The organism is Pseudomonas graminis (assembly GCF_013201545.1).
In the GTDB taxonomy this organism is placed as follows: domain Bacteria; phylum Pseudomonadota; class Gammaproteobacteria; order Pseudomonadales; family Pseudomonadaceae; genus Aquipseudomonas.
On sequence record NZ_CP053746.1, the window covers coordinates 4,619,751 to 4,633,488 of the forward strand.

Sequence of the window (13,738 nt, forward strand, 5' to 3'; positions counted from 1 at the left end):
CGCACACTAATGGAGACAGTGCCCGGCTGTAAATATGGCTGGCGGGTAAATGCCGACGTTCGGCTGGGCGGTACGTTCTCTGCGCGAACGGCGCCGCGAAACAGGATGGCAGCGCACACTAAAACGCTGCGGCCAGGACGACGATCAGGACGAACAGCGCGGCGACGAGCCAGCCGATCCATGACGCTCGGCGCCTCTTGATCCGCGGGATGTTGTGCGCGGCCTTCGGCTGCATGCCCGGCGGGTTGCTTTGGGTTGTGCAATGCACCAGGGAGTGAATTGAGACGGGGAGCGTTGGATCTGGCATTGCCTGCTGCCCGACAACTTCAGCGGCTTGAGCATCGCGCTCGATACGTGACGCGAGCTGTCCGATCTGCTGGTGCAACCTTTCCAGCGCAATGATGAATTCCAGGCGTTGAGCAACCGGCATCTGACGCAGGTGCTCAAGCTGCGAGCCCAACAGACGGAGGCCCGCCAGATCACAGAGATTGATCTCCAGTCCCCGCAGCACGGCCTGCCACTGGCCGAACAACTGGCCAACGATTGCCGTCTGCGCCGATAGCCCTCGGGGCCATGGTTTGGCATCTGCGTGCAAGAGGGTGTCCAGCACCACCACGCCTTCAAACATCCCGTCCAGCCCGGCCAGATGACTGCGCGCCAGGGCGTAGGCCGCCGCCGTTTGCAGGTCCGCGCCATTGCTCGCAAACAAGGCGTGGCAGCAGTGCTCGATGGCTCGCCAATCCACATCCGGGCAGGCCGAATGAGCGAGTCTGGCCATCTCAACGCACAACGCCTGGTAGTCAGGCAACGCGCGTGGATCGCCGCCGGCCTTGATCTCCATGGCGAAACCCTTGGTCATCGAACTTCCTGTCGGCCTCAAGGCAGGGCCCGCACATCATGGCGCTTGAGGTGACGCACCACTGCCCTTCCCTCCGGGCTCAACGTCGTGCCGAACGTCGCGGTGCGGTTCCCTTCAAGGGTGGCATCGAGGGCGTAGACCAGATGGCCGGGCTGGGTCTGCGGCAACAGTTCGATGTGCAGCGACAACAGGCGCGGCTCGTACTTGAGCAGCGTGTCGGCGATGGTCCGCATCAGTCCATGGGCGGCAGACGGCAAGCCTTCGAGCACAGCGCCCATGTCCGGCAGGCCGTAGTCGGGCAAATGCGCGAGGGTGCCCGCGCGGCTGTTGAGCACGCGTTGCACATTGTCCAGCACCGAGAGCACGTATTGGTCGTCTTCCCCCACCCGGGACAGGTCGAGCTCGCCGCTGAAATTCTGCAGCAGGGTTTCGTACAGCGAGGGGTTGAGCTCGCCCATGGCTCAACCCTCGGCCAGGGGGCGCAGCGTCAGCCGGCTTTCGCCCAGCTCGATAACCCGAGGCCGGTCCGGGTCGAGTTCGTCACGCTTAAGCAGCAAGCGCCAGTCATTGCGCTGTAGATCGGGTTCGCGGAACAAGGCGACGACGGCGATCGCCCCGGCGTTTTCGTTCAGCGGCACATCCAGTTGCGCGCCCTCCCCGGGCTTGATCACCAGCGATCGCTGTTCCAACAGCTCAGCGCCGAGCAGGCGGTCGGCGTCGCGCAGCAGATCGTCGTAGGTGGCCTTGTTCACCGACTGGCCGTCGCGCAGTTGATACACCCGCACCATCACCGGCACCGACAACCCGCGCATGTCCGTGCCTTCCGTGTTCAGGGCCAGGCGGCCGTCGAAGTCCAGGCGCAGCGTTTTGACCTGTTTGTAGAAGATTGCCTGGGTCATCGACGCGGTGGACTCGGACACGCGTTGCGTCACCCCGCAGCCGCTGGTGAGGAGCACGAGGGCGATGACGGGCAACGCTTTAACAAAAGTAATAGTCGACATGGGCGGGTTCTCTTTCCTTAGGATTAACCTGGAGCCCCTGATAACGGCCCAGATGAATAGTGATGGTGTCGGTTCTCCCGGCAGCGCGGCCTTTCAACGCGAGTCCCGCGGTCATGCCCAGCAGCACGCCCCGTCCGCTCAGTGCTGACACCGGCAGGCAATCGATCGGCAGCGACAGACGCAACCGTGCCGTACAGCGCCAACCGAGGTACACCTGCAACAGCACCCGCAGGTCGCTGAGCAAGCCGCCGCCGGGCAACCATTCCCGCGCCTCGTCGTGGTCGGCGGTGAACAGCGTGAGCATCAGTTCGCTGTTGACGTCGCGACCGATGCTGCCCATCGGCGTGCCCTGGGACAGGCTCACCGGCCGCGTTGAGGACAGGCTGGCTGGAGAGTCCAACGCAATGCTTCGCGGCCAGTGCGGCTTGATCGACGCCTGAGTGCGAGACGCCAACAAATGCACCAGCGCCGTGATGCCCTCGGCGTTGCGGGTCGGCAAACGCATCACGCCGAGCAGGGCCAGAAAACGCGACAGCGGCGTGGCGATGCGTTTCGCGGTGCCGGGGATGCCAAGCCCGATCAGCCCGAACAGGCACTGGGAGGTGGGGTCGGCGCCAGCCGGCGCGAACGAGGCCGGGTAAGAATACTTGCGCCAGATCCGGTAGAACTGGGTGAAGACCCGATGGTTGAAGATGTCGAGAAACCCTTCCAGCGCCTCGTGGCCTTCCCGCTTTTGCGCGATGTCGTCGAGGTAACGGGTGGGCAGTGGCGAGTCCACGCCATAGAGGCCGAGCAAGCGGGTGCGCACGGTCGCCGGCAGCCCCTCATCAGTCGTCGGCCACTCCAGCGCTTTGAGTTCACTGGCCGGAAAACCCATGCCGGGATCGGGGCGAAAACGCACCAGGTCGTCGGCCGGATCCTCCGAACTGCCCAACGGCGGCTGCTCCGGCGCGGCACATTCCAGTAACTGGCAGAAGCGATAAACGCTTGCTTCCGCCACCCGCCCCTGCACCGCATCGAGCCATTCGATAAGCCTTAACCGGGAATCCGCTGGCTGTGGTTTTCGCTCCATCGCAGGCTCCTCCCGGTCGGTTGCAGGATCAGGGTGATCTGGGTGAACAGATGGATGTCGGCGTACAGCGCGAAGAACCGGTTGAGCATTTCGCCAAACAGGCAGATGTCGCCCTCGCCAGCAAAACCGTTGGCGTCGAGGGTCACTTCGATGTCCACGCCGCGCAGCAAAAACCCTTTTTCGAAGCGCTGGATGAGGTGATGACGCACCTCGACGATGGCTTCCAGACGCCGGCGATTCAGCTCGCTGCCGGTCCAGTCGTACAGCGCCAGGGTGCCGCGCAGCACTTCGGCGTTGTCGAGCATCGGCAGGAAGTTCGAGCCCAGGTGGCTCAACACCCGCCAGTGAAAACGGTCGCGGCTCGGCGGATAGCACGGCAGGGTCGGCGCGCACAGGTTGCGCACCCGCAGACCGGCCTGGGTCGCGTGCAGGGGCATGTCGAGGATCGTGCTTTGCAGGGCTTTTCTCGGCAACTGTCCGTTGGTACCGGTGAGCCGAAGGGACAGGCACGGGCGCTCGGCCAGCCGATCAACATCGGCGCCCTCGCCGCCCAGTATCAGCCAGGTGTCATGCAGCCCGTTCGCGCCGCGCTTGAGGCGGGTGTGGAAATAACGTTCGGGCGCCTCGTCGCGGAGCATGCCGCCCTTGTGCCGGAAGCTGGAAAACGGCACGTACTCTTCCCGCCCCGAGTCGCGGGAGGCCGTCACCCGGTCGACCGAATAGATTTCGGTGTGGCCGTCCTGCAGGCGCATGGGCCGCAATAGATAGTCGGTCTGCAACGGGTCCAGGGACAGCGGGTCGGCCTCCAGCGGGAACAGGTTGATGACTGGCACGGCGTGCAGGCGAATGTGCTCGGCACTGAGGGCAAACCCATGGGGCCAGGCGGTGCTCAGCACGGCCTCGAGTTCGAACCACGGCGCGTCGGGCGCGATGCTCATGTTTTCGAGGCCGTACAGGGTCACGAACATGAATTTCTCGCGAAAACTGAAGTACTCCAGCAGCAACTGATACCCACTGAAGGCGCTGTCCCCCTTGGGCCAGAGCCGGTCGTCATCGCCGAAGCCCTTGGGGCCAAAACGTCCTTGCAGCGGTTGACGTTGCGCGTCGCCGGGCTGACGCACATAGAGCGCCTGGGTGCCCAGGGTCAGTGCGTGGTGCAGCGCATTGGCCACCGCCGGCGTGGCGTTGAGGTACAGCGGGATGCGGCGCAAATCCAGTTGGCCCCAGTTGCTCAGGGCACCGCAGGAAAAACGCAGGCGGATCACCGAGCGGCCGTCCGGCTCCTGGGCCAGGCGCACCGAATCCAGGGCCAACGGGCGCAGGGTCAGGTCCTGAGTGGTGGTGTAACTGCAGCGCGTGCGCTGGGGGCCGATGGGTTGCGACTGGACTTCAAAGCCGGTCGCGATCTGCTCGCTCTGCTTCATCTGGTGCACGTCGGGCTGCAACTCGACGATCGACAGCGACGGGATCGTGCGCAGGTAATGGGGCCACAGCAGGCTGACCAGGCCTTCGGTCAGCTCCGGCAGGTCATCGTCGAGCTTTTCCCGCAGCCGTCCCATGAGGAACGCGAAACCTTCGAACAACCGCTCGACGTAGGGATCGTGGGCGCCGGGCTTGTCCAGATTCAGCGAGGCGGCACGGTCGGGAAACGCTTGGGCGAACTCCTTGCCGGCCTCGCGCAGGTAGCGCATTTCCGCATCGAAATAACGCAGGGTCAGATTGTCCTCATTCATGCAAACCTCCTGTTTTTTTGAGTTTCAGCCGCACAGCACTGCCGCGCGCACCGGGTCCATGGCCACCAGCGCCGCCAGCAGCGGCTCCATGCGTTTGCCCAGCGCGGCCTTGTCAGCGTCACTGCGCTGGGCTTTGATGCGCAGCAACTTGAGCAACCGCGCCTTCACTTCAAACACCCGCGCCGGCTCCCACTCAGCGAGCCCATGGCGCTGGCCGGTCGCGTCCAGTTCACCCAGCAGGTGCAACGCCAGCTCGCTTTTGCCGTACTGCTCGGCGACCCGCGCCATGAGCAGGCGCAGCAACCAGCGCTGCCGACCGCTGTGAATCTCGGGACGCGTGTCGAGCCAGGCCAGTGCCACCTCGACGCCGTCGCGGTCGGCCTGGGCCAGCGCCTCGCTTTCGAGGGCCAGAATCTCGGCTTCGTCTGCAATGGACGCGGTCGACGTAGGCAGCCAGGCAGAAGCGGCCTGGGTGCGCACGTGCTGCTCGATCCACTCGCGGGTGGTCTCGTCGGCAAAGGCCGAGCCGTCGTCCCAACACAACGTTTCAAGGCCCGGCAGGCGGTCGAGGAGCAGGCCCAAATCTTCCTTGACGATCCGCGCCCAGCCCTCGAATGGTGCGGGTTGGCGGCTCAGCGCCTGATACAGAAGCCACTGCAGGTCGAGCCAGAAATGGTTCACGCCCTCGGCGAACATGCGCTCGACCTGATCGAGCAACTCGCTCCAGCTCTGTTGCAGGTAAAGCCGTTTGAGTTGCGCGCGGTATTCAGATCGCGGCGGTGCCAGTCGCGTACGACCATTGGCATCCTGGGGCGGCGACTGGTGCACGGTGTCCCAGCGCAGGCTTTTCATCAGCCGATGGGCGGCCAGCCAGCCCTGGGGTTGTTCGCGCAGATAGCTGGCCAGCGCGCGGCCGTTGTCCAGCAGGTCACGGCCCGAGCGGATGGCGTTCGGACCAGCGCCATGGTTGGCGCCGTGGCTGGTGGCTTCTCGGGTTGCAGAGTCATGGCTGGCGCTGAACTGCGGCACTACGGCCTCGATTCCGCCGGCCTGGGCCAGCCGTGCAGACAGCGCCGAGTACAGCGCGCCCAAGTTCGGCCGCTGCTCGGCGGGCCAGCCTTCCAGCACCTGATTCAGCCAGACGAGTGCGGCCACCGTACGTTCGGCCTCGGCCTTTACCACTTCCGGGTACAGCCTCAGGCTGTCCAGCACCTTGGCGCTGGCGAGCCACTCCAGCGCCACCTTGCGACTGTTGGGCCGTGCAGGCAGCACATCGGCGCTGTAGCGATCAACCATTCCAGCCAGCAGATTCAAGCCTTCCGCCAATCCGGCTTCGCCGTCCCGCTGCAGACGCGCCCAGAGGTAATAGGTGAGCACGCGCAGGTCCTTGCAGGTGCCTTTGAGCAGTTTTTCCGCCAGCACGATGACCCGATCGGCGTCCGCTCCGGACAGCTTGTTGACCTCCTCGCGCATGCTCTGGAAATCATCGTCATAGCCCGGGTCCTGACCCACTACTGATTCAGCACTGATCGGCGCCAGCCACGCTGCCCAGTGTTCAGCGTAGCCCCTGGCGAAGGCCACCCCGTCGCGCTCACCCAGCGTCGTGGCGACCAACGCTTGCAGGCTCATTCCATCACCTCGGCGCGCGATGCATTTTGTGCGCTGGCGATGCCGTTGAGGAATATCTGGCGCGGCAGTTTGAAATTTCGCAGCGCGAGCAGGCTCATCGGCCCTGCGCCGAGTTCAGTGCGCATGTGCCAGGTCAGGTCCAGGCCATCCGGCGCCGCAATACTGATGCGGTAGCGGCTGTCACTGTCGTCCAGCGCAGTGACGGTGGCGGCGTCCAGCAAACGGATCAGCCCCCAGGCGCCCTGAAAGTCGCCATACAAACGCTCGCCGCTCCGCACGCTGGTCCACGTCAGGCTGGCGCCGGGGTAATCACTGCTGCCGGGCCAGGCGAAGCGTTGCCAGCTCTCTTTCTGATTGAAGTACTGATGCCGCGCGCCATTGAGCACGAAGCTGGTCTGCACCACGTCGCGCACCGCCTTGCCCTGGAGCTCGAAGTTGATGCCCATGCCGCCGTCGGTGTAGAGCACGTCGGCCAGGTGGCTGAGCTGGTTCACCGCCGCGAGAAACTTGGGGTTGATCAGCAGGCCCTGACCGTGGGCCGGGTCCACCCCCCAGCGGCCGCCGTCCTTGCGCAACACGCCGTTCAGTTCGCGCTGCAGGAACTGCTCGATGCGCCCGGAATCGGCGCGGATCATCTTACCCAGCATCGGCAACGAGGCGTCGCTGCCGGTGGCGGCAAAGGGGTAACGGCCGAGAAACGCCTTGTCCCATTCATCAACCACCGCCTGCTGCCACTGCCGGTTCAGGGCGGCCGCCGAGGGCTCGAGCACCTTGCGCCAGGCCTGATCCAGCGGCTGCACGAATAGCGCGTGGGCCACTCCGTCCCACTCCTCGCCCAGACTGGCCGCCAGCAGCTCGCCGTAGGCGCGGGTGTCGGTAAGGTCGATGTTCTTGCCCTGAAACACCGTCTGCGCCATGGCCTGGGTCATGCCCTGGGGATCGGCGGCGTGACTGACCTGCTGCAACTTCAGGCGCACCCGGGTCACGCGGGTCAGAAACGCTTGCAGGCTGAGATCGTCGTCGCCGCCCTTGCCTTGCGGGTCTTTGCCCAACAACCCCAGCAGCGGGCCGAAGGTCGGATCCAGCGGCCCAGCCGGCGTGTCGAGCAGCTGGCTGATGGCAGGCACCGGCATCGAGCGTTCGCCGCCCATCAGCTTCTGCGCCGACTGCACTAGCGAGTCCTTCAGCCCTTGACTGCGATTGCCGGCCTGGCCCTGCCACGCCAAGGTGTTCATCAGCGCAATCAACGGTGACTGACGGACGTCGCTCATCAGCGTCAGTTGGTCGATGACGTCGGCCAGGCTGTCGGCCCGTCGCCACTGCACGCTGTTGAGAAACGCCAGCCAGGCGCCCGAGTAGTCATGGAAGTAGCGCTCGGTCAGGCGAGCTCTGAGCTGCTCGGGCGAGGTGTCGGCAACGGCGCTGTTTTCGCGATCGCTGAGCACCCAGTCGATCTGCTCGCGGCGGGCAGCGACGATGTCATCGATCGCCTGGCTCACCTGCCCTTCCCACGCCTGCCGCGTGAACACGCCCGGCACACTGGCCTCGGTGAAAAACAGCGGCCACGCCTCTTTGTCATCGACCATCTGCTCAACCCCGAGATCGGGAAAGTGGGTCGCGGCAGCCCCCAGCACTTGCTGATACAGGCTGGCCTCGCCATTGCGCTGGCCCAGTTGCACCAGCAAGACCTGCCGCGCCTGGGCCACCAGTGCGTTATCCGACTCGATCCGCCACTGCGGATTGGCCTTCAACTGCTCGGCGTAGAACTGCCACAGTGAGGGCGACAGCCCTTTCCATAATCCCGGCGACACACCCATGCGCGTCGGCTCGGCATGACCCAAGGCCTTCACCAGAAACGCGGCGTCAACCTTCTCCGGCCGCGCCATCATCAGGTAGGCCTTTAGCTGCACGTACGCGTTGTGCGCGCCCTTCGCCCGCCGCGAACTGTCGGCGGGCGATGCCGCCAAGGACGCGAGCTGACGCTTGAGGTTCTCCGCCGCCGGGTCGCGCATCAGCCGGTTGTTGGCCTCCACATAGCGCGGCCACATCGCCGCAAGCAACGCGTCGTTCTGACTTAGCCCGAAGCGCTGGTACCACGGCTCGCCACGCCGCGCGCGGTCCTTCAGCCTGCCCATTTCGAGGATCAAGGCGTTGAGGGCCAGCAACTGCTCATCGCCGTCGCCCGAAGGTTGGACGGCCGCGAGCGATGACTGGATGTCGAGGATCTGCGTGCGGTGGGTAGAAAACGACAGCAGCAGGCCAGTCGCCCAGATCAACGCGGCACCCAGGGCCAGTGCGTAGCTGATGCGCGTGACGGGCCAATTCAAGCGCCGGACGTCGCGAGGTGTGTCCTCGAGCACGCCGTCCCACGCCGGACCCGGCAGCCACAGATTGCCGTTGGACTCGGTCGGTGGCGCCGGCAAACTGAACCACAGCCCGCGCAAGGGCACGCCCCGCGCGAACTTGCCGAGCAATGGCATCAGCGCCTGACGCCAGCGCGCGATGCCCTCTGCTTTCAGGGTGGAGGACAACCGGCAGAGGAAGTCATGGTCACGGTAGGCCTTGATCTCGGCCAGGCCCACCTGACGCAACGAATCGTCGATCGGGGCCAACATCGTCTCCAGCTGTACGCCGTCAAGACGCCGAGGCAACAACAACCCGGCAGGCCCGCGTGCGCGCTTTTGCTGCGTCCATTCGCTCTCGCAGACCTCCCACAAGTGCAGCGGCAACTGCCAGCCCAGGGTTCGCGCCAGTTGCTGCAAACCGGCGACGCCACCGGCCATTGTCGCGGCGTTCGCGCTTTGCTGCTTATCAAGGGCCCAGACCACGCCGTCCAGACCCCGCCGATGAATTACCGCGTGCCAGCGGCTGGCGGCTTCGGGAAGTTCGGATTGCGGGCTGCCGCCCCAGAGCAGCACGGTGTTCTGGCCTTCGAGCCACTGGGCGTCGGCCAGGCCTGGGGCGATGGCTTCGATCTGCTTGGGCTCGCCGACGACGAGAATGAAACGGGTGCGGGTGCGCTGGAAGGTGGAGTATTGGTGGTGGAGGTGCTCCTTGAGTTCAGCGACGCCCGGGAGTTTCTTGGTTTCAGGGTTGGATGACGATTCCTGCGGTGGGAACACGCCGTCGCCCTTCTGCCGCTCAACGCTGCGGCGAGCCTTCATCAGCGCCAGCGCACGAGGAATGGTTTGCACCAACAGCGCGATCACCGCCAGCAACAGAAACGCCGTGATTTGCTGATGTCTCTCCGTCAGTCCAACCCTTGCGCCATAGGCGTAAACAAGCCAACCCAGCGCCGCTGCGAAGGCGACCAGCCATACCGCGCCACCCGCGCGACGCCAGCCATTGCCGATCAAGGATTTCATGCGATTTCTCCCGGTGTGACGGTATTGATCCAGCAGCCTGTGCCTTCGCTGCTCAGTAGCAACAAGGGTTGCTGCGCAAGTCTGGTCATCTCGATGCCCAGCGCTGCCAGTAGCCAGTGGCCGCAGGGGCCCGGCACGCCGTTTACGGGTTCCAGAATCCAGCGGCGGTCCACCGACAGCGCTGCACCCTCGCGCGCCGCTGCCGCCAGTAATGGGGTGGTTTCCGGTTGCCAGTCGGCGAGGTCGGCCAGCACGCCCGTTGCATCGCGAGCTTTGGCCTGAATCTGGAGGAAAGTGGTGAAGTCGGTTTCCAGGGAATTGACGTCGAGGGGCATCGGGCGCAACAGGCGCGCGGCGATTGGGAGCTTGTGGGCTTTGGCGACTGTGTCGGGGCACAGCAGGAGGGCGGCCAGTCCGTCGGAGTAAGCGTCTTTGCCCTGGGCCTGGACGATAAGGATGAGCTCGACGGCGTCCCGTGGGGTTTTAAGTGTTTCTTCCATCCAGGCGAAGGAGAGCTGGCTTGTTACGTGGACGCCGGTGAGGGTGGATGACGGGGTGAGATCGGCCAGGTGCTGCTGGCAGGCTTTGGCCAATGCTGGATGCTCATCCTGTGGCGCGTCGGTCAGAACAGCGACACTGAGCTTTTCACTCGGTGGCAGCGGCGCCAGTACTGTCGACAGCGAGCCCATCAATTGCGCAAGACCTGCCATGGCCCGGCCCTTTTGGCCCTTCGGCAGGCCAACGATGCGGCGCGCTTTGCCTGAGTGTGGGACAGGCATCTGTCCCGATCTCATCATCGCCACGGCAGACAAATGCTCGGGCAAAAGAGTCAGACCGCCCATGACTGCCATGTAACGCTGACCCCACTGCGCCCAGGCGACCTGTGCCAGCCGGGACCGCTCCTGCAGCAGCCTGTACTCATCCAGAGCGCCACCGTAGGCGTGCCCCCGCGCCGCCAGCGCGAGAATCGCCACCACCAACGGCGAGGCGGTGAGCGCCCATACGTTTAACGCCTGCAATTCAGGCACCACGACGTAGAGCAGGAACATCAGCACAGCCGCTGCCCCCGCTAAAACCACGATCAGCAGCCAGCGAACCGGTGAAGGCGGTTTGGGTGCGAGCCCTGCTTGCACGTATTCACGTTGCCACCCCATCTTCAATCCACCGCCCAGTCAGGTGCGCTGGAAATGACCTGGCAACCGCACAGCGAGTGGCAACCATCGACCACCAGCGCACGGCCTTCCTCCAACGAGCCGACACAACCCTCAATAATGGGATTAACGCCATGTCCCGGTATGGGACACATGACCATATCCCCCACCAAAGCCACTGCTTTGCCCTGGGTGATATGAGTGGACGACGCGGAAATTACCGCTCCCCCGTGGGTGGTCTTGTCACCCAACAATACGAATCCTTGTGACATTGAAAGATCCTTTGTTAATGAATTGATGAAGCCGTGTGTTAATTCCGCGCGAGCGGATGCCTGGACGAGCTGATGCGTTGTGCGTGGTTGTCAAAAGTGCCAAGTGTTAACGATACGGACCTGTAATCACCGATCTGATGGCCGATATAAAGATCAGGCTTGGCAACTTAGGTCGTTTGATGTCCTCATCGGTTGGCTTCAGCCTTTAAACGAATGGCCTCAAGCGTGGGAAAATCTGGCGTATCGCTGTCATCTGGGCCCGAAGTCCCGTCTGGATAAACAAAGGCAGGGTGAATTCCGGTGCCTTTGAACTCTGGCTGTTCTGACGTCACGACATAATTTGCGTGAAGCACTGCCTCAATGCTTATGTTTCGCACCCGGGGAGCCAGGTAAGTCTGGTAAGGCACCGCTTCACCCACTAGATTAAGCCTCGTGGCGTAATCCTTCTTTAGGACATCTTTTAACCATGGGTAGTAATTATTCTTGATATCAAGATGGGTGCCCTCCACGTTTTTAACCCCTTCAGACGGAAAATCCGGATTGTTATGCTGAAACACGACCAGGACATCACCTCCCGTTCCCACTACCGCACCTTCGCCAAAGCGCTCAGGCCATTGAGGACGTACACCGAACTTCACGTAAGCCACGCGCCACCGACACATCCCGCCACCGACAACAGCAAAATCGGCGTCATAGGAATTGCTCTCCCCGCGCCGCTTGAAGGCTACGCGCTGCTCCCTGATATTGCCGAATACATCAGGCCCCTCATAAACGTTTTCGCAGATCGTAGATAGATAACCCACGGCCATGGGCGGCGGGACTAACCCTTCCGATACTTTAATTGTCATCGTGACTCTCTCCCCCTCCGTGTCCGGATGGAGTTCGTAGTCAAGTGCGCAACCACTGAGCGATGCCAACAACGTGATACTTATGAGTAAAGCGCTGAAGCTTGATGCTTTCTGATTCGGCTGATCGTCCTGAAGACATCTCGCGGCGCTGATAAATTTCATTATTTCGCCTCCGTCTTCAAGCGAATTTTCTGCATTTTCTTAAAGTCTGGCTCTAACTCAGAGTTGGATTCTTCCGTTCCGTCGGGATAGCGAAATGTTGTCGTTACGATTTCGTCAACGCTGCGTTTCTTCGGTGAAGTCGACGTCACGACAAGATCTGAATGCAGCACTGGCTCAAAATATATGTTTCTTGCATTCCGGGCTCTGTAGGTACGATAACTTTCATACTCCTTGGCCAGATTCACGGTCTTATCATAGTAACCGAGCTCATAGGCTTCCCTTACCCATGGATAGTAGTCCTTTACGATTGTCAGGTCCGGCCCTTCGATAAACTGATCAACCGTATTGAAGGGCGCGTGCTGCCCGTCGAACTTGACTACAACTGTCCCGCCAAAATAAGCCGTTACTTCTTTTGCAAAACGATTAGGAATACGATACACGACTCCAAACTCGAGGTTGTCTAGTTGCCATTCACATTCACCACCCCCATCAACGAACACCTCCGCCTCGTAGAAATCTGTTTCTCCCCGCCTCGTGAACTTCGAATTTTTAAAGTTTGATCCTGGAAACTGCATACGGCTCACGGTGGGTAAGTCCACAACCATTCGACACCTGGTCGACTCGTACTTGGCACGCAATGTTTTGGGCTCAAGCTCTGCAGGCACTTTTATAACAATTTTTACCTTTTCGCTGTCGGGCGGTGGCGTCAGAACTTTATAGTCTTTTACGCAACCGCTTAAGAGAGCGAGCAGCGCAAAAGATAAAATCGCTGGCTTTGCGAATAGCATGGCGTGTTTCATATAAGGTTCTTTAGGACTATGCGGCATAGTGAGCGGCTTCATTTTTTTGCCTCCGCCGCCAAACGAATCTTTTGCATTTTTTCAAAGTTAGGCCGCGCTCGCCAATCGGATTCCACAGAGCCATCGGGGTAGTAGAATTTTATGAAGTCTCCAATGACGTGTTTCTTTGGCGACACAGATGTCACAACCACGTCTGAGTGCAGTACCGGCTCAAAATATATGTTACGTACCTCTCGAGCTTCGTAAGTAAGATAACCTCCGCCTTCGCTAGACAGATTCGCACGCTTGGCGTAACCATCGATGAATTTTTCGCTAATCCATGGATAGTAATCCTTAACTATTCTCAGGTCCGGGCCAACGACTGCTCTAACGCCGCCAACACTTATTGGCGCGTTTTTTTCATCGAATTTTATTATAACCGTGCCACCAGTGCCGGACGTTACACCCTCCCCAAAACCACCTGGAATACGGTATTTTATGCCGACTATGACGTTGCTAAGACGCCATTTGCATGGACCCCCGCCATTGATAAATAATTCTGCCTCATAGAAACTTGTGGCTCCACGTTTCATTAATGCCGAATCATACCCTCTGCGGCCTTCCAGCGACTCTGCCCGCCCATCGCCATCATGGACAACTCTGCGGCATATAGCCGAGCGATACATGACTCGCAGAGGCTGTGGCTCCAGCTCTTCAGGCATCTTTATAACGATTTCGACTGTCTCACCATCTGGCGGTGGATTCATACTATAGTCTTTTGCGCAGCCGCTGAGGAAGGTGAGCAATACAAAGCACAAAACCGAAGTCTTCGAAAATGATTTGGTGTTATTCATGGAGTTTTTCCCA

12 protein-coding genes are annotated in these 13,738 nt (G+C 61.6%); all 12 read right to left on the reverse strand.

The genetic code is table 11. The features are described from left to right. Positions 1-118 precede the first annotated feature (118 nt). On the reverse strand, positions 119-859 hold the full coding sequence (locus tag FX982_RS20720) for a type VI secretion system ImpA family N-terminal domain-containing protein (protein ID WP_172612334.1): 741 nt from the start codon (positions 857-859) through the stop codon (positions 119-121). Positions 860-876: 17 nt separating this feature from the next. Further along, positions 877-1,317: a type VI secretion system baseplate subunit TssE gene (tssE, locus tag FX982_RS20725; protein ID WP_172612335.1), complete on the reverse strand. Its 441-nt coding sequence runs from the start codon at positions 1,315-1,317 to the stop codon at positions 877-879. Between the two features lie 3 nt (positions 1,318-1,320). Beyond that, positions 1,321-1,860 (reverse strand): type VI secretion system lipoprotein TssJ, encoded by a 540-nt coding sequence (gene tssJ / locus FX982_RS20730; RefSeq protein WP_172612336.1) that lies wholly within the window; start codon positions 1,858-1,860, stop codon positions 1,321-1,323. Beyond that, positions 1,838-2,932 (reverse strand): type VI secretion system baseplate subunit TssG, encoded by a 1,095-nt coding sequence (gene tssG / locus FX982_RS20735; protein ID WP_172612337.1) that lies wholly within the window; start codon positions 2,930-2,932, stop codon positions 1,838-1,840. The genes tssJ and tssG overlap by 23 nt, the downstream gene beginning before the upstream one ends. Beyond that, a complete protein-coding gene (tssF, locus tag FX982_RS20740) occupies positions 2,896-4,665 on the reverse strand; it encodes a type VI secretion system baseplate subunit TssF (protein ID WP_172612338.1) in 1,770 nt (589 codons plus the stop codon). Before tssF ends, tssG begins: the two co-directional genes overlap by 37 nt. A 24-nt stretch (positions 4,666-4,689) precedes the next feature. Beyond that, positions 4,690-6,294, reverse strand: a complete 1,605-nt coding sequence (gene tssA, locus FX982_RS20745) for a type VI secretion system protein TssA (RefSeq protein WP_172612339.1) — start codon at positions 6,292-6,294, stop codon at positions 4,690-4,692. After that, complete coding sequence (locus FX982_RS20750) at positions 6,291-9,458, reverse strand: ImcF-related family protein (protein WP_438826344.1); 3,168 nt, start codon at positions 9,456-9,458, stop codon at positions 6,291-6,293. The genes tssA and FX982_RS20750 overlap by 4 nt, the downstream gene beginning before the upstream one ends. Positions 9,459-9,655: 197 nt before the next feature. Further along, the gene (locus tag FX982_RS20755; RefSeq protein ID WP_172612341.1) at positions 9,656-10,813 is read right to left on the reverse strand and encodes a hypothetical protein; all 1,158 of its coding nucleotides are present in this window, start codon (positions 10,811-10,813) and stop codon (positions 9,656-9,658) included. Between the two features lie 2 nt (positions 10,814-10,815). Beyond that, positions 10,816-11,082: a PAAR domain-containing protein gene (locus tag FX982_RS20760; RefSeq protein ID WP_172612342.1), complete on the reverse strand. Its 267-nt coding sequence runs from the start codon at positions 11,080-11,082 to the stop codon at positions 10,816-10,818. Positions 11,083-11,267: 185 nt separating this feature from the next. After that, complete coding sequence (locus tag FX982_RS20765) at positions 11,268-12,092, reverse strand: hypothetical protein (RefSeq protein ID WP_172612343.1); 825 nt, start codon at positions 12,090-12,092, stop codon at positions 11,268-11,270. Next, positions 12,092-12,934 (reverse strand): hypothetical protein, encoded by an 843-nt coding sequence (locus tag FX982_RS20770; protein ID WP_172612344.1) that lies wholly within the window; start codon positions 12,932-12,934, stop codon positions 12,092-12,094. The genes FX982_RS20765 and FX982_RS20770 overlap by 1 nt, the downstream gene beginning before the upstream one ends. Continuing rightward, the gene (locus FX982_RS20775) at positions 12,931-13,725 is read right to left on the reverse strand and encodes a hypothetical protein (protein WP_172612345.1); all 795 of its coding nucleotides are present in this window, start codon (positions 13,723-13,725) and stop codon (positions 12,931-12,933) included. Before FX982_RS20775 ends, FX982_RS20770 begins: the two co-directional genes overlap by 4 nt. Between the last annotated feature and the right edge of the window lie 13 nt (positions 13,726-13,738).

Coding starts and splice junctions, on each gene's coding strand:
- FX982_RS20720 (WP_172612334.1), bottom strand. CDS start 859: ATGACCAAGGGTTTCGCCATGGAGATCAAGGCCGGCGGCGATCCACGC.
- tssE (WP_172612335.1), bottom strand. CDS start 1,317: ATGGGCGAGCTCAACCCCTCGCTGTACGAAACCCTGCTGCAGAATTTC.
- tssJ (WP_172612336.1), bottom strand. CDS start 1,860: ATGTCGACTATTACTTTTGTTAAAGCGTTGCCCGTCATCGCCCTCGTG.
- tssG (WP_172612337.1), bottom strand. CDS start 2,932: ATGGAGCGAAAACCACAGCCAGCGGATTCCCGGTTAAGGCTTATCGAA.
- tssF (WP_172612338.1), bottom strand. CDS start 4,665: ATGAATGAGGACAATCTGACCCTGCGTTATTTCGATGCGGAAATGCGC.
- tssA (WP_172612339.1), bottom strand. CDS start 6,294: ATGAGCCTGCAAGCGTTGGTCGCCACGACGCTGGGTGAGCGCGACGGG.
- FX982_RS20750 (WP_438826344.1), bottom strand. CDS start 9,458: ATGAAGGCTCGCCGCAGCGTTGAGCGGCAGAAGGGCGACGGCGTGTTC.
- FX982_RS20755 (WP_172612341.1), bottom strand. CDS start 10,813: ATGGGGTGGCAACGTGAATACGTGCAAGCAGGGCTCGCACCCAAACCG.
- FX982_RS20760 (WP_172612342.1), bottom strand. CDS start 11,082: ATGTCACAAGGATTCGTATTGTTGGGTGACAAGACCACCCACGGGGGA.
- FX982_RS20765 (WP_172612343.1), bottom strand. CDS start 12,092: ATGAAATTTATCAGCGCCGCGAGATGTCTTCAGGACGATCAGCCGAAT.
- FX982_RS20770 (WP_172612344.1), bottom strand. CDS start 12,934: ATGAAGCCGCTCACTATGCCGCATAGTCCTAAAGAACCTTATATGAAA.
- FX982_RS20775 (WP_172612345.1), bottom strand. CDS start 13,725: ATGAATAACACCAAATCATTTTCGAAGACTTCGGTTTTGTGCTTTGTA.